Origin of the sequence: Erwinia sp. HDF1-3R (genome assembly GCF_039621855.1) — a bacterium.
GTDB lineage: Bacteria > Pseudomonadota > Gammaproteobacteria > Enterobacterales > Enterobacteriaceae > Erwinia.
In genome coordinates this window covers 1,536,462-1,558,575 of record NZ_CP155071.1, presented here as the reverse complement: position 1 = coordinate 1,558,575, position 22,114 = coordinate 1,536,462, and the positions used below count along the sequence as shown (strand labels likewise).

Annotated in this window: 23 protein-coding genes; 14 read left to right on the top strand and 9 right to left on the bottom strand. The window is 54.6% G+C overall.

Annotated elements, in window-relative coordinates; genetic code table 11:
• The first annotated feature begins 3 nt into the window (after positions 1-3).
• The 8 genes from rlmH to lipA all read left to right on the top strand — a co-directional run bounded on the left by rlmH (position 4) and on the right by lipA (position 8,448).
• The gene (rlmH, locus tag AAGR22_RS07185; RefSeq protein WP_067705520.1) at positions 4-474 is read left to right on the top strand and encodes a 23S rRNA (pseudouridine(1915)-N(3))-methyltransferase RlmH; all 471 of its coding nucleotides are present in this window, start codon (positions 4-6) and stop codon (positions 472-474) included.
• Between the two features lie 34 nt (positions 475-508).
• A complete protein-coding gene (gene mrdA / locus AAGR22_RS07180) occupies positions 509-2,413 on the top strand; it encodes a peptidoglycan DD-transpeptidase MrdA (protein ID WP_067705518.1) in 1,905 nt (634 codons plus the stop codon).
• Position 2,414: 1 nt separating this feature from the next.
• Positions 2,415-3,527: a peptidoglycan glycosyltransferase MrdB gene (gene mrdB, locus AAGR22_RS07175; protein WP_067705516.1), complete on the top strand. Its 1,113-nt coding sequence runs from the start codon at positions 2,415-2,417 to the stop codon at positions 3,525-3,527.
• Positions 3,528-3,540: 13 nt separating this feature from the next.
• Positions 3,541-4,749, top strand: coding sequence for an endolytic peptidoglycan transglycosylase RlpA (rlpA, locus tag AAGR22_RS07170; protein WP_345831142.1), 1,209 nt, complete (start codon positions 3,541-3,543; stop codon positions 4,747-4,749).
• 153 nt (positions 4,750-4,902) lie between these two features.
• Positions 4,903-6,114, top strand: coding sequence for a D-alanyl-D-alanine carboxypeptidase DacA (dacA, locus tag AAGR22_RS07165; RefSeq protein ID WP_067705512.1), 1,212 nt, complete (start codon positions 4,903-4,905; stop codon positions 6,112-6,114).
• Between the two features lie 143 nt (positions 6,115-6,257).
• Positions 6,258-6,521 (top strand): DUF493 family protein YbeD, encoded by a 264-nt coding sequence (ybeD, locus tag AAGR22_RS07160; protein WP_067705510.1) that lies wholly within the window; start codon positions 6,258-6,260, stop codon positions 6,519-6,521.
• Between the two features lie 84 nt (positions 6,522-6,605).
• Positions 6,606-7,265, top strand: coding sequence for a lipoyl(octanoyl) transferase LipB (gene lipB / locus AAGR22_RS07155; RefSeq protein WP_345831141.1), 660 nt, complete (start codon positions 6,606-6,608; stop codon positions 7,263-7,265).
• A gap of 217 nt (positions 7,266-7,482) precedes the next feature.
• Entirely contained in the window at positions 7,483-8,448 is a 966-nt protein-coding gene (gene lipA, locus AAGR22_RS07150) for a lipoyl synthase (RefSeq protein ID WP_067705506.1), read from the top strand.
• Positions 8,449-8,558: 110 nt separating this feature from the next.
• Here lipA and tatE read toward each other — a convergent pair whose 3' ends face one another.
• The 6 genes from tatE to AAGR22_RS07120 form a co-directional block, all read right to left on the bottom strand.
• Positions 8,559-8,765 carry a twin-arginine translocase subunit TatE gene (gene tatE / locus AAGR22_RS07145; protein WP_067705504.1) on the bottom strand — a complete coding sequence of 69 codons (207 nt, stop codon included), beginning with the start codon at positions 8,763-8,765 and terminating at the stop codon, positions 8,559-8,561.
• 132 nt (positions 8,766-8,897) lie between these two features.
• Positions 8,898-9,668, bottom strand: a complete 771-nt coding sequence (locus AAGR22_RS07140) for an amino acid ABC transporter ATP-binding protein (RefSeq protein WP_067705502.1) — start codon at positions 9,666-9,668, stop codon at positions 8,898-8,900.
• Positions 9,665-10,753, bottom strand: a complete 1,089-nt coding sequence (locus tag AAGR22_RS07135) for an amino acid ABC transporter permease (protein WP_345831140.1) — start codon at positions 10,751-10,753, stop codon at positions 9,665-9,667. The genes AAGR22_RS07140 and AAGR22_RS07135 overlap by 4 nt, the downstream gene beginning before the upstream one ends.
• A complete protein-coding gene (locus AAGR22_RS07130; RefSeq protein WP_345831139.1) occupies positions 10,750-11,631 on the bottom strand; it encodes an ABC transporter substrate-binding protein in 882 nt (293 codons plus the stop codon). Before AAGR22_RS07130 ends, AAGR22_RS07135 begins: the two co-directional genes overlap by 4 nt.
• A gap of 51 nt (positions 11,632-11,682) precedes the next feature.
• Positions 11,683-12,477 carry a deaminated glutathione amidase gene (locus AAGR22_RS07125; protein ID WP_345831138.1) on the bottom strand — a complete coding sequence of 265 codons (795 nt, stop codon included), beginning with the start codon at positions 12,475-12,477 and terminating at the stop codon, positions 11,683-11,685.
• Between the two features lie 11 nt (positions 12,478-12,488).
• Positions 12,489-13,439 (bottom strand): nitrate ABC transporter substrate-binding protein, encoded by a 951-nt coding sequence (locus AAGR22_RS07120; protein ID WP_345831137.1) that lies wholly within the window; start codon positions 13,437-13,439, stop codon positions 12,489-12,491.
• 131 nt (positions 13,440-13,570) lie between these two features.
• Here AAGR22_RS07120 and AAGR22_RS07115 point away from each other — a divergent pair, with 131 nt between their 5' ends.
• A complete protein-coding gene (locus AAGR22_RS07115) occupies positions 13,571-14,929 on the top strand; it encodes an aminotransferase class I/II-fold pyridoxal phosphate-dependent enzyme (protein WP_345831136.1) in 1,359 nt (452 codons plus the stop codon).
• Positions 14,930-14,940: 11 nt separating this feature from the next.
• Here AAGR22_RS07115 and AAGR22_RS07110 read toward each other — a convergent pair whose 3' ends face one another.
• Positions 14,941-15,375, bottom strand: a complete 435-nt coding sequence (locus tag AAGR22_RS07110) for a GNAT family N-acetyltransferase (protein WP_345831135.1) — start codon at positions 15,373-15,375, stop codon at positions 14,941-14,943.
• A 308-nt stretch (positions 15,376-15,683) separates the two neighbouring features.
• A complete protein-coding gene (cspE, locus tag AAGR22_RS07105; protein ID WP_004156612.1) occupies positions 15,684-15,893 on the bottom strand; it encodes a transcription antiterminator/RNA stability regulator CspE in 210 nt (69 codons plus the stop codon).
• A 1,004-nt stretch (positions 15,894-16,897) separates the two neighbouring features.
• Between cspE and AAGR22_RS07100 the strand changes: the two genes are divergently transcribed.
• Positions 16,898-18,199, top strand: a complete 1,302-nt coding sequence (locus AAGR22_RS07100; protein ID WP_345831134.1) for a hypothetical protein — start codon at positions 16,898-16,900, stop codon at positions 18,197-18,199.
• An 85-nt stretch (positions 18,200-18,284) separates the two neighbouring features.
• Here AAGR22_RS07100 and AAGR22_RS07095 read toward each other — a convergent pair whose 3' ends face one another.
• Positions 18,285-18,944: a hypothetical protein gene (locus AAGR22_RS07095; RefSeq protein ID WP_345831133.1), complete on the bottom strand. Its 660-nt coding sequence runs from the start codon at positions 18,942-18,944 to the stop codon at positions 18,285-18,287.
• Positions 18,945-19,396: 452 nt separating this feature from the next.
• Here AAGR22_RS07095 and AAGR22_RS07090 point away from each other — a divergent pair, with 452 nt between their 5' ends.
• The 4 genes from AAGR22_RS07090 (at position 19,397) to sctJ (ending at position 22,112) form a co-directional block, all read left to right on the top strand.
• Positions 19,397-20,401: a sigma 54-interacting transcriptional regulator gene (locus AAGR22_RS07090; protein WP_082804140.1), complete on the top strand. Its 1,005-nt coding sequence runs from the start codon at positions 19,397-19,399 to the stop codon at positions 20,399-20,401.
• Positions 20,402-20,546: 145 nt separating this feature from the next.
• Positions 20,547-20,837 (top strand): hypothetical protein, encoded by a 291-nt coding sequence (locus AAGR22_RS07085; protein ID WP_345831132.1) that lies wholly within the window; start codon positions 20,547-20,549, stop codon positions 20,835-20,837.
• A 113-nt stretch (positions 20,838-20,950) separates the two neighbouring features.
• Positions 20,951-21,322 (top strand): EscI/YscI/HrpB family type III secretion system inner rod protein, encoded by a 372-nt coding sequence (locus tag AAGR22_RS07080; RefSeq protein WP_345831131.1) that lies wholly within the window; start codon positions 20,951-20,953, stop codon positions 21,320-21,322.
• Between the two features lie 7 nt (positions 21,323-21,329).
• Positions 21,330-22,112 carry a type III secretion inner membrane ring lipoprotein SctJ gene (sctJ, locus tag AAGR22_RS07075; protein WP_345831130.1) on the top strand — a complete coding sequence of 261 codons (783 nt, stop codon included), beginning with the start codon at positions 21,330-21,332 and terminating at the stop codon, positions 22,110-22,112.
• Positions 22,113-22,114: the final 2 nt, after the last annotated feature.

Here is a 22,114-nt window from a genome sequence, read left to right as displayed (position 1 = left end):
GACGTGAAGCTGCAGCTTGTCGCCGTCGGCACGAAAATGCCGGACTGGGTGCAAAGCGGATTTATGGAATATCTCCGTCGCTTTCCGAAAGATATGCCGCTGGAGCTGGTTGAGGTTCCGGCAGGCAAGCGCGGCAAAAATGCTGATATCAGGCGCATCCTCGATAAAGAGGGTGAGCTGATGCTGGCAGCGATGGGTAAAGGAAATCGTATCGTTACGCTGGATATTCCCGGTCAGCCGTGGGAAACCCCACACCTGGCTACCCAGCTGGAGCGCTGGAAGCAGGATGGCCGGGACGTCAGCCTGTTGATCGGTGGACCGGAAGGGCTGTCTCCCGCCTGCAAAGCGGCGGCAGAACAGAGCTGGTCACTCTCTGCGCTTACCCTGCCCCATCCGCTGGTTCGCGTGCTGGTGGCTGAGAGCCTGTATCGTGCATGGAGCATTACTGCGAATCATCCTTATCACCGCGAATAGGCGATAGGATCAACCGGATACACTAAAACAGCGGATGAAACTACAACGCAACTCTTTTCGTGACTACACCGCCGAACAGACGCTGTTTGTCCGCCGGGCGCTGACCGCTTTTTTAGGCATTTTACTGCTCTCCGGCGTACTGGTGGTCAACCTGTATCACCTGCAAATTATTCGCTACGGTGATTACAGTACCCGTTCTAACAATAACCGCATCAAGCTGGTGCCGGTCGCTCCCAGCCGCGGGATTATTTTCGATCGCAACGGCGTTCCTCTGGCACTCAACCGAACCATTTATCAGATTGAGCTGGTGCCGGAAAAGGTGGAAGACCTTGAAAAAACCCTTCAGGCCCTCCGACCCATTGTCGATCTGAGTGATGAAGATCTGATTGCCTTTCAAGCGGAGCGTAAACGCTCCCGCCGCTTTACCTCTATTCCGGTAAAAACCGCCCTGAACGACGTTCAGGTTGCCCGGTTTGCCGTCAATCAGTACGCTTTTCCCGGTGTGGAAGTCAAAGGCTATCAGCGCCGCTACTACCCCTATAATTCCGCACTCACTCACGTGTTGGGCTATGTGTCCAAAATCAACGATCGCGACGTTGACCGGCTGGATAAAGAAGGGAAATGGCCTAACTACGCTGCCACCCACGATATCGGCAAGCTGGGGATTGAGCGCTTTTACGAAGAGATGCTGCACGGTAAAACCGGTTATGAAGAGGTGGAAGTTAACAACCGCGGCCGGGTTATTCGCCAGCTTCATGAGCAGCCACCTCAGGCGGGACAGGACATTTACCTGACCATCGACCTCAAGCTCCAGCAGTATATCGAAACCCTGCTGGCGGGCAGTCGCGCGGCGGTGGTCGTCACCGATCCCCGCAGCGGAGACATTCTCGCGCTGGTCTCCATGCCCAGCTACGATCCTAATCTGTTTGTGGATGGCATCAGCAGTAAGGATTACAACATGCTGCTCAACGATCCCAACCGTCCGCTGATTAACCGCACCACGCAGGGAGCCTATCCTCCTGCCTCGACGGTGAAACCCTATATTGCCGTTTCCGCGCTAACCAGCGGGGTGATTAACAGAAATACCAGCCTGTTCGATCCGGGATGGTGGCAGCTTCCCGGCTCTGAGAAACGCTTTCGCGACTGGAAACACTGGGGGCATGGACGTTTGAATGTCACCAAGTCCCTTGAGGAATCGGCAGATACCTTTTTCTATCAGGTTGCCTACGATATGGGCATTGACCGCCTGTCGGAATGGATGAACAAATTTGGCTACGGGCACCTGACCGGTATTGACCTGGTGGAAGAGACGCCGGGCAATATGCCTACCCGCGAGTGGAAAATGAAGCGGTTTAAAAAACCCTGGTATCAGGGCGATACCATTCCGGTCGGCATTGGTCAGGGCTACTGGACCGCGACCCCGGTACAAATGAATAAAGCGATGATGACGCTGATTAACGACGGCGTGGTAAAAACGCCTCATCTGATGATGGCGAACGTCGTCGACAACGTCAAAGTCCCTTATCGTCAGCCCGAGACGCCTCCCATTGCGGATATTCATTCCGGTTACTGGGAGATTGCGAAAGATGGGATGTACGGCGTGGCTAACCGCCCCAACGGCACCGCGCGTAAAAGCTTTCAGGATGCACCTTATAAAATTGCCGCGAAATCAGGTACCGCCCAGGTCTATGGCCTGAAGGCGAATGAAACCTATAATGCGCACCGGATCGCCGAGCATCTGCGCGATCATAAGCTGATGACCGCCTTTGCCCCTTATGATAATCCTCGCGTGGCGGTGACGATGATTCTGGAAAACGGCGGTGCTGGCCCTGCGGTTGGTACCATCATGCGACAGATTCTGGACCACATCATGCTTGGCGACAACAATACCAATCTGCCCGATGCGGCACCCGTTCCGTCGGGCTATGAAGGTGAGTGACATGAACGATCGTCATCAGAAGCGTACTTTCTGGACCAGAATACACGTCGATCCGACATTCTTTATTCTGATTTCGGCTCTGCTGGTTTACAGCGCTCTGGTTATCTGGAGCGCCAGCGGCCAGGATCCCGGCATGATGGAGCGAAAAATTGGCCAAATCGCCATGGGCTTTGTCATGATGATGGTTATGGCGCAAATCCCGCCCCGGGTGTACGAGGGGTGGGCACCCTATCTCTATATTCTCTGCGTGGTGCTGCTGATTGCCGTTGACGCTTTTGGTCATATCAGTAAAGGTGCCCAGCGCTGGCTTGACCTGGGGATCGTGCGTTTCCAACCCTCGGAGATAGCAAAAATTGCCGTGCCGCTGATGGTGGCCCGCTTTATTAATCGCGATGTTTGCCCCCCCACGCTTAAAAACACCGCCATCGCGCTGGTGCTGATCTTTATGCCCACGCTGCTGGTGGCCGCACAGCCGGACCTGGGAACCGCGATTCTGATCGCCGCCTCCGGCCTGTTTGTCCTGTTTCTGTCTGGCATGAGCTGGAAGCTGATCCTTGTGGCGCTCCTGTTAGTGGCTGCCTTTGTGCCTATCCTGTGGTTCTTTCTGATGCATGACTATCAGCGGGACCGGGTAATGATGCTGCTGGACCCGGAAAGCGATCCGCTGGGCGCGGGCTATCATATTATTCAGTCCAAAATTGCCATCGGCTCCGGTGGCCTGCGCGGCAAAGGCTGGCTGCACGGCACCCAGTCGCAGCTGGAGTTTTTGCCCGAACGGCATACCGACTTTATTTTTGCCGTGCTGGCTGAAGAGTTAGGATTAGTCGGCGTGCTGGTATTGCTGGTACTCTACGTGCTGCTGATTATGCGCGGCCTGGTCATGGCCGCCCGCGCGCAAACGACCTTTGGACGGGTGATGGCGGGCGGGCTGATGCTAATCTTCTTTGTCTATGTTTTTGTTAATATTGGCATGGTAAGTGGCATTTTACCTGTGGTGGGCGTTCCGCTTCCGCTGGTGAGCTACGGCGGCTCGGCACTGATCGTCCTGATGGCCGGGTTTGGGATTATTATGTCAATCCACACTCATCGAAAACTGTTGTCGAAAAGCGTTTAAAGAGGCTTGGAAAATGCGTAAGGATTGGCTTTGGATTGGCCTGGCGTCGGCTCTGCTGGCAGCCTGTACCACCACCGACCAGCAGGCACCGGTGCAGCAACACGCGCCAGCCTACAACGGCCCGGTGGTCGAAATTAGCGGCGCAGACCCGCATTACGAACCGATCAATCCTGCAACCAGTCAGGATTATACGGTCAATGGAAAAACCTGGCGCATTATAAAGGACCCGTCGAATTTCAGTGAAACCGGGCTTGCCAGCGCATATGGCAGTGAGGCCAGCGGTAACCGTACCGCAACGGGTGAGGAGTTTGATGCTAACGCGCTGACCGCCGCCCACCCTACTCTGCCGCTCCCCAGCTATGTTCGCGTCACTAACCTGGCGAATGGCCGGATGATTGTGGTGCGCGTTAACGATCGTGGTCCCTATATACCTGGCCGCATTATTGACCTGTCGCAGGCGGCGGGCGATCGTCTGAATATTTCCAACAATACCCGCGTCAAGGTGGACTACATTGCCGTGGCACCGGACGGCTCGCTTTCCGGCCCTGGCACCATCGGGACCACCGTGGCGAAACAGAGTTACGCGCTGCCACCGCGTCCGGATATTGCCGGCGGCATGACGGTAATGGGCGCAGGCGCAGCGGCCAGCGCGGCGTCACCGCAGACCGCAACGCAGCAGCCAGATACCCAGCAGTCGGGTTATCTGCAGCCCGCCGCACAGCAGACTGAATCCCACCCGGTTGATAACAGCAGTCTGAATAGTGATGATAACCTGGGTGCGCCGGTGCGCAGCAACGGCTTCCTGGGTGCGCCGCAGCCGCTGCGCAACGGCGTACTGGAAGGCAGTGAAGCGTCCACGGTTGCGGGATCGACCGCTTCCTCCGGCGCCTCCTCCGCCACAGTTTCAACGGCACCCTCTCCGGTCGCCTCGCAGGCCGCCGCTGCACCGGTCACTTCACCAGCCGCCGCCGCTTCAGCACCCGCCGCTGCAAGCGGTGGCAGCTGGGCTGTGCAGGTCGGTGCACTGAGCGACAGCGCCCGGGCTCAACAGTTGAAAAATGCCCTGAGCAGAAAGTTCGGCGTTCCCGGTACCGTCAGTAACCAGGGCAAGGTTTACCGGGTTCAGCTGGGGCACTTCAGCTCACGCCAGCAGGCCAGCGAACTGCAACGCAGATTGTTAAGCGAAGCGCAGCAGCAATCATTTATAACCGTCGCCCACTAACGAAACCTGAAGCTGTTTGGCAGGCGTATGACGGCTAGCGGACCGATTAAATCCGTTAGCCGTCAGCAGGTAAAGACGGATGCCGGGCAGGACTGATTTTGCTATAGTGAGTCACTTTTTCTAACTTAGCCCATGGATGTTGTAGTCCTTAATATGAACAATCTTACCTCCTACCACCTGATTAAGCGCCTGACGGCGGGTTCGCTGATTGCACTCAGCCTGACCTCCTTTGCTCACGCAGACGACGTAAATATTAAGACCATGATCCCCGGCGTACCCGATATCGACGCTGAAGCTTATGTGCTTATCGACTACAACTCGGGCAAAGTACTGGCAGAAAAAAATGCCGATGCGCGTCGCGATCCAGCCAGCCTGACAAAAATGATGACCAGCTATGTTATTGGTCAGGCAGTTAAAGCCGGGAAAATCCATCAGGATGACATCGTTACCGTCGGTAAAGATGCCTGGGCAACCGGTAACCCGGTGTTTAAAGGGTCGTCCCTGATGTTCCTTAAACCGGGTGACCGCGTACCTGTCTCACAGCTTACCCGCGGTATTGTGCTCCAGTCAGGTAACGACGCCTGTGTGGCCATGGCAGACTACGTTGCCGGCAGTCAGGATGCCTTTGTTGGCCTGATGAACAACTATGTTAAAGCCATCGGTCTGCAAAATACCCACTTTCAGACCGTACACGGCCTGGATGCTGACGGACAATACAGCTCGGCTCGCGACATGGCGCTGATCGGCCAGGCGCTGATCCGTGACGTCCCGGATGAATACGCGGTTTATAAAGAGAAAGAGTTTACCTTTAACAATATTCGTCAGACCAACCGCAACGGTCTGCTGTGGGATACCAGCCTCCAGGTCGATGGGATTAAAACCGGACACACTGAGGCGGCGGGCTACAATCTGGTTGCTTCCGCTACCGAAGGCCAGATGCGTCTGATCTCTGCGGTAATGGGCGGTCACACCTATAAAGGGCGTGAAACCGAAAGTAAAAAGCTGCTGACCTGGGGTTTCCGCTTCTTTGAAACCGTCGCGCCGCTGAAGGCAGGTAAAGAGTTTGCTTCTGAGCCGGTGTGGTTTGGTAACAGCGATCGCGTCCAGCTGGGCGTGGAAAAAGACGTTTATCTGACCATCCCACGCGGACGCATGAAGGATCTTAAGGCGAGCTACACGCTTAGCAATACTGAGCTACATGCCCCGCTGACCAAAAACCAGGTCGTTGGCACGATCAACTTCCAGCTGGATGGCAAAACCGTTGAGCAGCATCCCCTGGTGGTGCTGAACGATATGCCGGAAGGTGGCTTCCTGGGTCGCATCGTCGATTATATTAAGCTAATGTTCCATCACTGGTTTGGCTAATCGCTCCGGGCAGGCCACCCCGGCCTGCCTTATACACTGTCATATTGCCTCTTGATTTCGACCCGAAAGCCCCCCATATTTGAAGGATGTTCAGGTTCCCGCTCAGGCGGGAACCTTTGATTTTGCGTTACCGGAGCCCCCCAATGAAAACCAATCTTAAAGAACTGCTCGAATTCCCCACGCCCTTTACCTATAAAGTTATGGGCCTGGCACAGCCAGAGCTGGTTGATCAGGTCGTGGAAGTGGTTCAGCGTCATGCGCCAGGCGACTACTCCCCGGACGTTAAGCCGAGCAGCAAAGGCAATTACCACTCCGTCTCTATCACCATTAATGCGACCCACATTGAGCAGGTAGAAACGCTTTATGATGAACTGGGCCAGATTGAAATTGTTCGCATGGTGCTGTAATCCCGCCAAACTGCGGTGGGTAACTGGTTGTTGCCCGCCGCAAACGCTATACTCCCCTGCCGAATATTGAACGGACCACTCGTTTTGTCACCAGATACGCTGCTTATTCGCCAGCTGGGTCTCCAGCCCTGGGAGCCTGTTTCACAGGCCATGCATACCTTTACCGATCGACGCGACGACGCGACGCCCGATGAAATCTGGCTGGTTGAACATCCGCCGGTATTTACTCAGGGACAGGCAGGTAAGGCAGAACATCTGCTTATGACCGGGAATATCCCTGTCGTTCAGAGCGATCGCGGCGGTCAGGTAACCTATCACGGCCCCGGACAGCAGGTGATGTACGTAATGGTTAACCTCAAGCGCAGAAAAATCGGCGTGCGACAGCTGGTGACGGCTATTGAGCAAACGGTTATCGACACCCTCGCCTGCTTTTCTCTCTCCGCTTGTGCAAGACCCGATGCACCGGGCGTGTACGTGGATGACAAAAAGATCTGCTCGCTGGGACTGCGCATCCGTAAAGGCTGCTCGTTCCACGGTCTGGCGCTAAATGTCGCGATGGATCTCTCGCCTTTCCTGCGCATCAATCCCTGCGGCTATGCCGGTCTGGAAATGACGCAGCTTAGCGCGCTTAAGCCGGACGTTCAGCCCGCTGAGGTTGGCCCGCTGCTGATTGAAAACTTCGCCCGGCAGCTGGGCTGCTCCGAGGTTATCTGGCTGGAAGGCAACAGTCTGCCGCTCGTATAAGCGCGAGTTGATTTACAATTCCGTCACATTTAATGCGGCGGCCTGGCTGAAAAGCGGCGGCCGGGATGATATAATTTTCGCGCTTTTATCAAAAAAAGTTGAGCCTCACCCCTGGCCTTCAGGAAACAGCCCCGCTGATTATCTGAAGGATGATGGTTAAACAACTCATTAAGTGTTATGCGCACCCGGCGCATGCCAACCTGGAACCTGCTAGATTATGAGTAAACCCATTCAGATGGAACGCGGCGTAAAATACCGCGACGCAGACAAAATGGCGCTGATCCCGGTAAAAACCGTCGTCACCGAGCGCACGGAAATTTTACGCAAGCCGGAATGGATGAAGATCAAGCTCCCCGCGGATTCCAGCCGCATCCAGGGTATCAAAGCGGCCATGCGGAAAAATGGCCTGCACTCCGTCTGCGAAGAGGCTTCCTGCCCTAACCTGGCAGAATGCTTTAACCACGGCACCGCCACTTTTATGATCCTCGGCGCCATCTGTACCCGCCGCTGCCCCTTCTGTGATGTCGCCCACGGCCGTCCCGTTGCTCCTGATATGAATGAGCCGGAAAAGCTGGCACAGACCATCGCGGATATGGCGTTACGCTACGTGGTCATCACCTCCGTAGACCGCGACGATCTGCGCGACGGCGGCGCTCAGCACTTTGCCGACTGCATTAGCGCTATCCGCGCTAAAAACCCGACCATCAAAATTGAAACGCTGGTGCCTGATTTCAGGGGTCGTATGGATCGTGCGCTGGAGATCCTCAACGCCACGCCGCCGGACGTCTTTAATCACAATCTGGAAAACGTGCCGCGCGTTTACCGGCAGGTTCGCCCCGGTGCAAACTACGACTGGTCGCTTAAGCTGCTGGAGCGTTTTAAAGAGGCCCACCCCGAACTGCCGACCAAATCAGGCCTGATGGTCGGGCTGGGTGAAACCAATGCGGAAATTATTGAGGTGATGCGCGACCTGCGACGTCACGGCGTGACCATGTTGACGCTCGGCCAGTATCTCCAGCCCAGCCGCCATCATCTGCCGGTTCAGCGCTACGTCAGCCCGGCGGAATTTGATGAAATGAAAGAAGCCGCAATGGAAATGGGCTTTACCCATGCCGCCTGCGGTCCCTTTGTGCGCTCGTCGTATCATGCGGATATGCAGGCAAAAGGGCTGGAAGTGAAATAATGTGACGGGCGTGCGGCAGCCCGCCCATTTGTCATATTTATTTACATACATGCAACACAAACAAAAAACGGATGACTGTGTCATCCGTTTTTTTATTCACCCAACGGCGATTAATCTTTGTGAATAACCTGCTCTGCGGGCTTTTCTTCGGCAACCGGCGCTTTTTTAGCGGAAGAATCGTCGTCACTCATGGCTTTTTTGAAGCCTTTGATCGCCGACCCCAGATCGCCACCGAGAGAACGCAACTTATTGGTTCCGAACAATAATACGATCAGAGCACCGATAATCAGCAGCTTCGCAATACTGATACCTTCCATACACACCTTCTTTTCTAATCTGACCCGTGTTACGGCCAATAACGATAACGTGTATTAACGCGCAGAACGCCGGTCAATACAACCGCAATCTGTAACAGAGTAATATCTGCACAGATTGACCGCTAAATGATATCAGATAAAACGGCTGAGAAAAGTCTGGAAACGGGGATGTCGCGGATTAACCAAAACGTCTTCTGGCGGCCCCTGCTCAACCACCACCCCGCCATCCATAAATACCACCCGATCTGCGGCTTCACGGGCAAAGCCTATCTCATGCGTCACCACAATCATTGTCAGTCCCTGGTCAGCCAGATTGCGCATGATTGCCAGCACTTCGCCCACCAGCTCAGGATCCAGCGCCGAAGTAGGCTCATCGAAAAGCATCAGCTCGGGACGAATCGCCAGCGCTCTGGCAATGGCAACGCGCTGCTGCTGACCGCCGGAGAGATTCCCCGGCCAGGCATCCGCCTTGTCACTCAGTCCCACCGTGGCCAGTAGCTCTCTGGCATAGCGCGTAGCCTCGTCACGCGGCACCTTGTGTACCCCAATGGGTGCCTCGATGATATTTTGCAAAACGGTCATATGCGGGTAAAGATTGAACTGCTGAAACACCATGCCAATTTTCTGCCGCTGCCGGGCGATTTTACGCGGCGGCAGGCGCTGTAGCCGTCCTTTTTTCAGGATATAGCCGGGCTGGCTACCGCTCACCATAATCGAACCCGCATTTAGCTCTTCAAGGTGGTTAATGCAGCGTAGAAAGGTCGATTTTCCCGAGCCGGACGGCCCGAGGATCACCACCACCTCACCCGACATAACATCCAGATCCACCCCTTTGAGCACTTCATTATCGCCATAGCTTTTCTGCACGTTTCGCGCCCGCACCAGCGGCTGAGTCTCGTTCACAGATCCTCCTTATGCATAAAAGGACGGTTAACCATCGGAGTGGCTTTGCTGTCCGCTGCGGGTAATCGCCGACGGGTTGCCGACAGCGTGCGTCGGACGCTGCGTGAGTAGTAGCGCTCAATCGCCGACTGTCCGACGTTCAATACAGAGGTGATGAGCAGATACCAGATAACGGCCACCAGCAGCATCGGAATAACTTCAAAGGTGCGGTTATAGATCGACTGAACGGAATAGAGCAGATCGCCCATCGCAATCACGCTCACCAGCGAGGTCGCCTTGATCATACCGATCAGCTGATTGCCGGTAGGGGGAATAATTGACCGCATGGCCTGGGGAATAATGATACGGCGCAGCGCACGCGCGCGGCTCATGCCAAAAGCCTGGGTGGTTTCCACCTGCCCGCTGTCGACTGATTGCAGACCTGCGCGAATAATTTCTGCCATATAGGCCGCTTCATTCAGCGCCAGGCCTGCAATAGCCGCCGTCAGGGGAGTGATCAGATCGTTGGTATTCCAGCTGGCCAGTACTGGCCCACCAAAGGGAATACCCAGGGTAACCGTCGGGAAGAGCGTCGACATGTTGTACCAGAAAATTAGCTGTACCAGCAGCGGCGTCCCGCGAAAAAACCAGATATACAATCCGGCCAGTCCGCTCAGCAGGCGGTTATCCGCCAGCCGCGCCACCGCCAGCAGCAGCCCCAGTAGGGTGCCCAGGATCATGGAGACGACCGTCAGCCCCAGCGTGACCTGCAAGCCCTTGAGCACCGAGCCTTCGGTAAACCATTTGCCCACCACGCCCCATTCAAAATTGGGGTTAGTAGCCACCAGCCACAGGACGCTGGCGGCGATCGCCAGTACCAGGACCCAGCTGACCAGCCGTCCGTAGCGCGGGGCGCTGCGGGCACAGGCCACATCGCGCAGCTGCACGTCAGCCCATTCGCCAGCGCTCGCACTGCCCCCAGCGCGCGGATCGCTGCCGCCTGGGGTCACAGCGTTCGGCCCTGCCTCAGCGCGCGGATCGCTGCCGCCTGGGGTCACAGCATTCTGCCCTGCCTCAGCGCGCGGATCGCTGCCGCCTGGGGTCATTTTGCTGCCCCTTTCGCCAGGTTAATCCCCGGGGCAGTCAGTGCGTTCCCCTCAAGCTTCCACTTCTTCATAATGGCGGCATAGGTGCCGTTAGCGAAAAGCTTCTGATACCCCGCAAGCACCACTTTGCCAAGCGCGGCGTCTTTCGGCACCACGGTGCCCTGGAAAATATCGCCGAAGCCATTTTTCTTACCCTGCCCGGTCAGCTCAAGCTGTCCGTTCGCCTGGTCAACAAACCACACCAGCGGTGCCTGCGAAGAGAAAAAGGCATCCGAACGCTTAGAGCGCACCGCCAGAATCGACGAGGGCTGATCGGCGAATGACTGGATAACCACCGCTGGTTTACCCGCCCCGGTACAGACGTCAGACTGCCTGCGAATGACCTGTTCCGCCGAGCCTCCCGCCATTACCGCAATTCGCTTACCGCAGGTACTCTCCAGATCGTTAATCTGCAACGGATTGCCCTTCTGTACGGCAAACACCACGAACTCCTGCACAAAGTCGATGAAATCATTTTTCTGCTGGCGCTCCGGATAATCCCCAATGGGGCCAATCGCCAGCTGATAGCGGCCAGATTTGATGCCGGCCAGCACGCCCGACAGCCCGCTGACGGTAGCGTGCTCGATTTTGATACCCAGCAGCTGTGCCAGCGCCTCGGTGAGGTCGGCTGATGCACCGCTCATCGAAGAGGGCCCTTCTACAATTTCATAGGGCGGAAAGGAGCCATTATTCACCGAAATCATCCTGCCCGCCTTTTGGATATCAGGCGGCAGACGGTCATGCAGTGCCTGGTCGACCTTTTGTACAGGAATGGCCTCTGCGGCCTGTGCCAGGCTAACGGATAAGCCCAGAGCCAGTGCCAGCGCAATTTTTTTCATTGTTCGTTTCCCCGGTGTCTTAATGGTGGATAGCCTGCCATGCCCTTTATCTCAGGGTTGGATCAGTTCAGGACGATCAAAACGACGATTTTCGAGAACCGGCAATACGCTGCGCGCGTGGGCGATACGGGCCGGATCCAGCTCGGCAAAAACCAGCGCCGGCGCTTCTGCGGCTTTCGCTATCGACACGCCAAGCGGATCCACGACCAGGCTGTTACCGATATTGCGCGGGCCACACTCACCCACAGCCACCAGATAGCAGGTATTTTCCAGCGCACGGGCGGTTACCAGCACCTCCCAGTGCATTTCTTTCAGCGGGCCTTTGACCCAGGCGGCGGGCAAGACCAGAACATCGGCTCCATCGAGCACCAGGCGGCGGGCCAGCTCGGGGAAACGCACGTCATAACAGGTCATCAGGCCGACTTTCATTCCGGCCACGTCCACCAGCGGGGGCACGGTCAGACCCGCAGAAACATTGCGCGACTCCTGCATCGCAAAGGCATCATAAAGATGCAGCTTGTCATAACGGGCGATAATTTCCCCATTGCGAATAGCAATCAAAACATTCAGTGCCTTACCCTCGTCCGCAGGCACATGTACGGTCATCATGGTGGTGAGCGTATTTCCACGACTGGCGGCATATATTTCGCTAAGGAAGGGGCCATCCAACGGCTGGGCGGCCTTTAGCACCAGATCCGGGTCAGCAATATCCCGCGCCAGTACGCCCTCGGGCAGCACCAACAAATCGGCCCCCCCTGCTTGAGCCTTCGTCATCAGATCGGTGCAAATCGCGGCATTTTCCTGCCATTCGCGGCTGACCGCAAACTGTCCTAATGCAACTTTCATTTCAGTGCTCCTCAGGTTACTGCCGGAAATAGCATGGCGGGCGTCAGGCAGGTGGTGGTAATGCCCTGTTCGAAAAGTTCTTTGCCAAACGCAGCAATCATCTCTTTGTTAGCGTCAAAACCGTTGTCATTCCAGCTGGCCGGCAAATCCTGCGCGGTACGTCGCAAATCATCCAGCAGCCAGGGGGTGGTATCCGCATATTTCTCACGTTTTGCCTGCCACAGTCTGGCCGATTGATCGATCAGATCACTCAGCTCCTTCACGATGTCAGGGTGGGCGTTAGCGATCTCGTGTTTGTAGGCCAGCAGGTGATGACCGGGGATATAACCCACCCGATCAAAATATTCGCGTTCGGCCTGACGAAAATCAGTCTGCAACTGCCGCAGGCCCGACCCTTTCAGGAAGAAGCCCTGCGGCATAAAAGGGGTAAATACCGCATCCAGTTCACCTGCCCTCAGCAGCTCAATCAGCGGGCGCTCTCCCGGAGCGGCTTCAATCCGTCCCGGACGACCAAACCCGGCGAGCCGATCCTCTACAGGATGGTCTGCCGTTAAGCGGCCGGCAAACCAGTAAGCCCTCCCGATATCAACGCCGGCCTCACGCAGCAGCGCCCGGGTCCAGGTATTGCCTGAATCCTGCCAGCCGGTAACGCCTATTTTTTTCCCCTCGAGCTGATCGAGTGATACCAGCGGGCTGTGTTCGGTCGTAATGATGCAGCGCTGACGAAAGCCGCGCATCAGAAAATGGGGCAGCGCCAGCACCGGGTCTTCTCCCCTGGCCCTGCTCTGAGCATAGCGGCTGAAGGATATCTCAGCCGCATCATAGTCGCGGCTGTTCGCCAGATCGCCCACCAGCGTTCCCACGCGGTGAACTTCCAGCCTAAAGCCCTGCGGCTTAATATCGCCCAGGGCCAGCGGGGTAAAGTAGTCCCAGTCGCGTACTGCCAGTCTGATGGTAATCATGACATTCTCTCTGTATCAGGGATCGGCCGCTAAACCGTGTAAAAAGCGTTCACTTTTTGCTTGAATTCGATACTAGATCGAGAATAATAGCTGTACAATATTTACTTTGTTACTGAACAAAGGGAATTCTTATGACCGGATCGCTTGACGTTAACTGGCTGGCAGAACGGATTACCGACGCCAGCGTAAAGGGCATTGCGGCAGTGACGTCAGCGCTGATCCGCGATGGAGAGATCCCGATGGGTACCCACCTGCCTTCGGTACGCGGGCTGGCGGAAGCGTTGGCAGTCAGCCCGGCTACCGTTTCTGCCGCCTGGGGGCAGCTTCGGAAGCAAAAGGTCATTGCGGGAAAAGGACGAAGCGGCGTCTGGGTATGTGGCGACAACATCTCGCCGCGTCCGGTGCGTTTTGAGAAAATCGGCAACTATGGCGATGCCATCCGTGCCGATCTCGCCATGGCCTCGCCCGATCCCGCTCTGCTACCCAATCTGCAGGAAGCGATGATGCAGGGTATTGCATGCCCGCAGCTCAATAGCTACCAGCGTGAACCTATCGCGCCTGCGCTGCTGGCTGCGGTAAAACCCCGCTGGCCCTTCCCTGCCCAGGCATGGCTGGCGACGGATGGCGGCTTCGATGCCATGAACTGCATTATGCAGACGCTTATCGCCCCAGGAGAGAAAGTGATCATAGAAGATCCCAGTGCGGCCCGGCTGCTGGATATGCTGGACAATGTCGGTGCCGATGTCTTGCCGCTTGCCTGTGATGAGCATGGACCGCTGCCGGGGGCACTGGCAAAGCTGCTGACTAAGGGTGCGACGGCGATGATTTATCAGCCGGGAACGCATTCCGCCACCGGTATCAGAGTCAGTGAAGCCCGAAACGAGGCGCTGGCAAAAGTGCTGCTGGGAACGCGGACGCTGATTATTGAGGATGATGGGATTGGGGAACTCTCTGCCCACCCCGTATGGAGCCTGGGGCGCTACTATCCGGAGAGGACGCTGCATGTACGCTCATTTTCTAAAGCCTATGGCCCGGACCTGAGGCTTGCAGTGTTATCAGGGCCAGAACCGCTGATTAAACGCATCCACTCGTGGCGTAATTTTGGTGCCAGCTGGACCAGCAGGATCCTCCAGCATGCTGTCGCGTGGATGCTCGATGACCGCAACACCCAGCAGCTGATCCAGCAGGCGAAAGTCGTCTACGCCACGCGGCGGCGTCTGCTGCTGAACGCGCTGGAAAAACGCGGGCTGTCGCTGCCGGACAGGGATGGCTTAAGCCTTTTTGTGCCGGTGCAGTCAGAGCAGTTTGCGATGATTACCCTCGCGGCACGGGGGATTGCCGTCCTGCCAGGCGAACGCTGCCGCAGCGGCGGCGTACAGTTTATTCGCGTCGCCACGTCCAGGCTAGCCGATGAAGATATTGCTCCCATCGCTGATGCCTTGATCCTGGCCAGTGGTACGGATCTCAGCCCCTTATCAGCAGAGGTTTAACCCTACGGATCTCAGCCCGCTATCAGCAGAGGTTTAACCAGATAGCAGGGTGATTCGGTGTAGCCTTCGCGGGCATAAAACGCATTGGCTTTAATACGGTGTTCATGGCAGTGCACTTCCATCCGGTCGCAGCCGCGCGCCTGAGCCAGGTTTTCAGCATGTTGCAGCAGCTGCTGACCAGCGCCTTTACTGCGTTCGCCATCGGCGATGCAAAAGTAACTGACCCGGGCAAAATCACCCTCCAGTGCCAGCTGAGGAATAAAATGCAGCGAAAGAAAGCCCAGCACGCTGTTATCCTGTTCAGCCACCAGAAGGCGTTCGGTATCATCGTTAATTAACTGCGCCAGCCGCCGCTCAATAAAGCGATGGGTACCTTCATAACCTAATTCGGTTAACAGGGCGCTAAGGGCAAAACTGTCTTTTTCTGCGGCGAGTCGAATTATCATACTTTTGCTCCACGTTAAGCCTGCAATACTGGGTGGGATGTCAGTCGGGGCGTTTTAATGTTTCCTTCATAATCCTTCGTCACACTCTTGCTTAAGAATAAAGACAGAAGGAAGCAGAATGAGCGCATTACCTAAATCTGTAAGTGAAGCCGTTGCTGTTATGATAAGCGTCCTGATTGCCGTACTGTGGCTTCAGCAGTTCTTTGCCCGATAAGCCATCGCGGTTATCGCAACGCGTCTTAATTAAGGGTGAATGGGACAAAAAAAAACCCGCCGATCGGCGGGTTTTAAAAATTCTGTCTGATAACTTAAATAGCGGCAACGTTAGCAGCAGATGGGCCTTTGGCACCGTTGGTGATTTCGAACTCTACGCGCTGACCTTCAGCGAGAGTTTTGAAACCATTGCTCTGGATGGCAGAGAAGTGAACGAACACGTCTTTGCTACCATCTTCAGGAGTAATGAAACCGAATCCTTTGGACTCATTAAACCACTTAACGCTACCTTTGATCTTAGACATCTATATTACCTTTACATGAAAAATGGACACAAAACTGTGTCGACGGTTAGTACAGCAATTGCCGAGCCTTTTGTCCAGTAGCGAAACGCGAAAAAGTGATAAATATCGCCTTTTTTGCTGACACATTATTATTCACGCCGCGGTTTCAGATCCAGGTACACGCCTGAAACTCCCCATCGTGCCACCCCCAGGGCGAGTCAGAAAAATGATAAGCACAGCACACCGATATTGTCTTTATTTCCTGCGTCTTAACTAAAATTTGATCTCAATCAATTTAAAATTATTTTACGCCTTTCAGACTCTATTAAAGCATTTTCAGTAACCTACATCTTAAGTTTCCGGAAAATTAATTTCATTAAAAAACAATGCTCAGCAAGAATCAATTAACATATCTTATGGATATCCTGGTAATCTTTGATAATATCACCTCAAGTAAATAGGATAAGTCCTGAAATTCGAGAGAAGCATGATGGTATTAAAATGCGCGAAATGTGGCTGCGGGAAGTTTATCTTTACCAGTGGGCAGAAGCGTTACGGGGGGCATTATGGTGCGGTTTGCGCGGACTGCATCAGGCCTCTTACGCTGTCAGATACCCCTTACTATAAGATTTTAGCAGGTGGAGACGTAACGCAGGAGGGACGCTTAACCTCACTTCATCAGGTAAATAATGAGTGCTGGACGTCATCCGGGGAGCGGTTAATTGAGTCGAAGCGAAAAGGATGACAGCCGCGTTTGCGCAGCCGTCATCCCTTTACCATCAGAACAGTATTTTAAACACGCCAGTAAGCGTTAGCAGACCCACGATAAAAATGATGGCAATAATCCAGAGAATAATCTTCATTCCATTTCCCTCAAACAAAATTAAAAGTCACTACGATGTAGTGGCTTGAGTATAGATGAAGATTTCAGGATGTGCTTTTGCCGTCTCGCTTTATTGCCTGAGGGAACCCTGGCCTGCTCTTTACCACTTAGCCTTATTCGTCTGTATCGATAAGGTAAACCCATGGTCACACCTGCTCTCCCTTCATCCGGCAACAGCATAACACCTGACATTCATGATGCCCTTCCGGAACATCCCCAGGCATCCTCACCGTCAACACACAGCGATGCCAGCCAGACCCAAGCCGCAACCCAGCGCGGCGTCTATCATATTCAGGGCACTGAGTATCACTCTGCTAACGAAGCGGCCATTCATTACAAGCTGGCTGCGCTGTTTGAGAATCACACTGACGGCGATAATCAGGCTGATTTTCACCAGCTGATCGAAGATCGCACCCGCCAGCTTCATGCAATGAATGAAACACCCGAATCAATTGAAGCGGTACTCACAAAAGGTAGCCGGCTTGACCGCGTGGCACAGGTTAGCCGAGGCGCTGTTCGCGCCATCCCGTTTGCTGTGGCATCGGTTGCCTTTGACCGCATCCCTCAGCTCAGCGCCTTTGCCCATAGCGCTGCTCAGCTTGGTATGCATGCAGGATTACAGTCGGGGATTGCCGACACCTTTGGCTGCGCGTTACTTGATAAAGCCACGGCGGATACGCAGTGGCTGGCCGCTGAACACAACGAGCTTGAACCGGTAATGCAGCAGGCGGCTGAGGCCAAACAACCGACAACCGGGCGACTGGCAGCGGAATATGCCGCCGCTATCCAGGCCTACAGCGTGCGAAATGTGGTGCGTCTGGGAACCGCTGCCGCCGTAACGGCAACCGCAGGGGCTAAGACGGCAGCAGCGGTAGACAGCTGGCTTACTGCGGGAGGCGGCCTGGCGGCCGGTGGAGCGATGTCCGCCGTGACCCATGCGGTAAACAGCAAATATAGCCGCGAGGGCGCTGAATACCTTTTTGGCCGGATGGACTGGAAGCAACGCTACAGCGCACTGAAAAATAGCCACGGCCTGACTGCGCCATTACAGGGCGCGGGTAAACGCCTGGCTAAATTCCCCGTTGATGTGGCAACGGAATCGCTTCGTGCGGGTCGTGAAGTATTAACGGCCAGCGGGATGACCAAAAATGCCCTGCTGGCAGGCGGATTTGCGGCTACGCTTTCGGCGCGTACGGCCGTCAGTCAGGCAATGTCGAGCAAAGGATTCAATGCGGCTTCTACGGCAGCGATGAATCACCTGACCAACCTGGCTCTCTCGATGCCCGTTTTTGCCTCCGTGCCGGCCGCTGAAATTCTTGCCCCCCTGGCGGCAGAACGTGCCAGCAAAGCGCTGCAGAAAGCACTGCCAAAAGCCGTTGACTGGGGCGCCAGACAAATTGAAGCGCGGTTGACTTCGCGCCTGTCCGATACATCAGGTAGCTGAATAAGCCGGGGAATAAGCGTTACGCGCCATATTCCCCCATTTGAAATAAGGGAGCGGCCCCCCTTTTCTCAGTTAAAGCACACATTCACTTGCTGACATCACCACTGCCCTGCGCGCTGGCTCCGCTGCCCTGAAGAGCCGAAAGGATAGCCCCCAGACCCAACATCTGCAGGGCGGCGCCCAGTTTACCGGCAATACCGTTACTCTCCGAGCCGCTATCCTGAGTGCCATTGCTGCTCTGTGCCGACGCGGGTGCGGCAGCGCTGTCGCCATTCGCTGACTGGCCTGCGCTATCGCTGCCTTCAGAGGACTGGCCCAGCATCTTCTTAATCATGTCCATTAGCTGAGTCAGCATATCGCTACTGCCCTGCTCATTCTGGGTAGCCGTTGGTCCGTTAGCGCTGGCGTTACTGCCGTCGCTGGCCTCACTGGGGCTTTTACCGCTATCACCCGTTTTTCCCTGCCCCTGTAGCAGTTGAATGATCGCGTTTAGCAGTTGAGTAATCGCGTTGGTGCTATCCTGATCCCCACTTACTTCCTGACCGCTTTGGCTATTTTTTAGCGGTATGGCCAGCGCACTGTTCGCCGTACCGTTGCTCCCCTGCGTGCCAAAGTTAACACCCTGCCCTGCGAGCTCAGATTTAGCCGGATTAATCATCTCCATCTGACTTAAAAAATCGCTGTTATTTGCTGTACTGCTACCGCCTAACTGACTACCAATATTTACGCTATTCATGGGATTCATGAGTATCTCCAGTAAGTGAGATAAGTGCCACTGTGAAACAGCGCACCCTAATAGCCCGGAAATTTTCCGGCTTCTTCGCGTTTTTTTGGTGGGGAACTAACCAGAAAGGTTCCAGCAAAAGAAATTTAAGACACAAATCTCGCAATTATAATTACTAAATCCTAACGATTAATAACAATAATAATGCAATTACTTACATGAACTTATCATCAGACACGACCCGTCAGGTAAGGATTTCCTTACTTTATGGCACGGAGATCCCCACAACAAGTTCAGAGGAAACTGATAGCCGCCTGCATCGGGCTGGTAAATAGTGAACGAAAGTTAAGGATCATTACGGAACAATCTGATGCTGAAAGCGTGCCTCGCAGCAGATGCCGTTCCATCTCTTATTTCGTATCAGGGTGCTAACAGAATTTTTCAAATTCGTCTGAGGGAATCCAGGAGAAATTATGATTACAGATAGTGATAAGCAGCCAATTAAAAGGATTATCTGTCACGATGTTGCCGGGCGGTGTAAGGAGATATTTCCCTTAACGGGGGATAACACAGCGTCAACCAGCGTTATTGGACCCGCGATGGCGGATATTCATGCCAATCTGTATCCCATGGTTAATACGCTCGCTCCGCTGAAGGTCGATCTGCTGCTGGAAGGCGAGACCGGGACAGGTAAAGACACGTTAACCCGCCGCATCTATCAGCTCTCTGGCGTGACGGGGCCGCTGGTGCCGGTAAACTGCGCGGCTATTCCTGAAAATCTGGCAGAAAGCGAACTGTTTGGCGTGATGGCCGGTGCCTATACCGGGGCCAGTCATTCGCGTGCAGGTTATATTGAGGTGTCGGATAAGGGCATCCTGTTTCTGGATGAAATAGACAGCATGCCGCTGACTCTGCAGGCGAAGCTGCTGAGGGTACTCGAAACCCGTTCAATTCAGCGGCTGGGGTCGACTCAGCCCGTGCCCCTCGACCTGCGGGTGATCGCCGCTTCGCAGACGCCGCTGGCGGAGCTGGTTGAGCAGGGGCGTTTTCGACGGGATCTTTACTTTCGCCTTTCGACCATCAAAATTGAGACGCCAACGGTGCGTTCTCACGCCGAGCTGATTATTCCGCTGTTTCGCCGCTTTACGCTGGAGGCGGCCATGCGGTTGAAGCAGTCCGTGCCTCCCTCATCGTTAACGCTGGACGAAGCGCTGCTTCTGCATAGCTGGCCGGGAAATATCCGTGAACTGAAAGCGGCCGCCGAGCGTCACGTATTACGCCTGCCGCCGCTGTGCAATATTTCAGCGGGCGATGGCGAGGCGACCCTGTTAAAAGATCGTCTGCGCCGCATCGAACGCAGCCTGATTAAAGACTGTCTGAACCGACACGGCCATAAAATTGATGATGTGGTGCATGAACTGGGTATTCCGCGTCGTACGCTTTATCATCGCATCAAGTCCCTGAATATCGTTGCCTGAGAACATTTTTCATTCAGTCATTTTGGGATTAACTCTCTGCAGAAAAAATTAAAATTAATTTGGAACCCTTTACGCGCTGCTCCCACTTAACAAATGAAGACGCTGATGTTAATTATCAATATCCATCTTAATCAGGAGCGAGAATATGTCAGGTTCAATTGGTACTAACCTTACCAGTCAGCTTGCAAGCTTTATGGGCGGTGCAGCAAGTGATGCCTCAACGTTAAAAACTGCTGGGGATGCAGCAGTGTCTGAAACCAAAAGCGCAGACTCCGGTACCGATTTTATGAGTCAAATGCAGGCGATTCAGGCTCAGACGCAGCAGGACTCTATCGAAAAAGCGAAACTTGATCAGCAGAATAGCAAAACCAAGGGCATTGCGGACAGTGAGGCTCAGGCCGCTTCTGCTGCTACTCAGGTTAAAATCCAGTACTAATTAGCTGTTCTAACCACTGCTATTTATTTGCACGCTATGGCGTGGGCATCATACATAAATGCCTGCGCCACCTTCACCGCGTATTTCCTCTTTTCAACAATGAGCCATTCGCCATGAAAATATCACAATTGCCATCAGGGCCAGGCCATACCGAGCTTAATGACAAGTCCCTGCTGCCGCAGCCTGAACAAACTGACGTTGATTTTTTTTCCGCCCAGCTAAAAGAAGACCCACAGGTTGAAAAAGTTTCCGCACCTAATGGCGTGAGTCACTTTATGAATGGCCTTGCCAGCTCCTTTAGTAATAGCGAGCGGCAAAGAAAAGAGACCTTTCAGGATTTACAGAAAGCATCACGCTCATCCAATTTACTGGAATTTAGCCAGGCTAATTCGGCTTTATCGAACTATTATATTGAAAATTTAATGAACGCGAAAATTGTCGCCAAAGGCGTACAAAGCATCGATAAACTGACCAACCTACAGTAGCGACGTAATGAAAACACTTTTGCTGAAATGGCTGGCGTGCCTGGCGCTGGTGCTGCTGCTTGCGGGCTGCGGTGATAAAACCGTGCTGTTTAGCGGGCTGGCAGAAAATGACGCAAATGACATTATTGCCGAGCTGAATCAGCACCAGATTGCCGCGCAAAAGCTGATTGAGAAATCGGGCATCTCCGTCGCGGTGGATGCAGAGAATATTGAACGCAGCGTGAAGATCCTCGACTCTGCCGGGCTGCCGCGTAAGGCGCGAACCAACCTGGGTGAGGTATTTCAGAAAAGCGGGGTGATTTCCAGCCCGATGGAAGAACGCGCCCGTTATATTTATGCGCTTTCTCAGGAAGTTGAATCCACCCTGGCGCAGATTGATGGCGTTGTTGTTGCCCGCGTACACGTCGTTCTGCCTGAGCGCCTCGCGCCCGGCGAGCCTGTCCAGCCGGCTTCCGCCTCGGTATTTATCAAGTATCACAACAATCTCGATCCCGACAGCATTGAGCCACGAATTCGTCAGATGGTCGCCACCAGTATTCCGGGGCTGGCCGGAAAAAGCGATAAAGACCTCGCGATTGTCTTTGTTCCGGCACAAACCTATGAAGATCGCGTTGAGGTGGTGCAGATGGGGCCTTTCCAGCTCTCACCGGGAAGCTATTCGACCGTCAAGTGGATTTTTTCACTGTTGGCCATTGTGGCTCTGGCAGCCGTTGGCCTGACGCTGTTCAGACCTGGCAAAAAGCTCAGGCTCGGTAAAGCGAAAAATGCTGCTGCCGCAGCGGGGAAATAGCC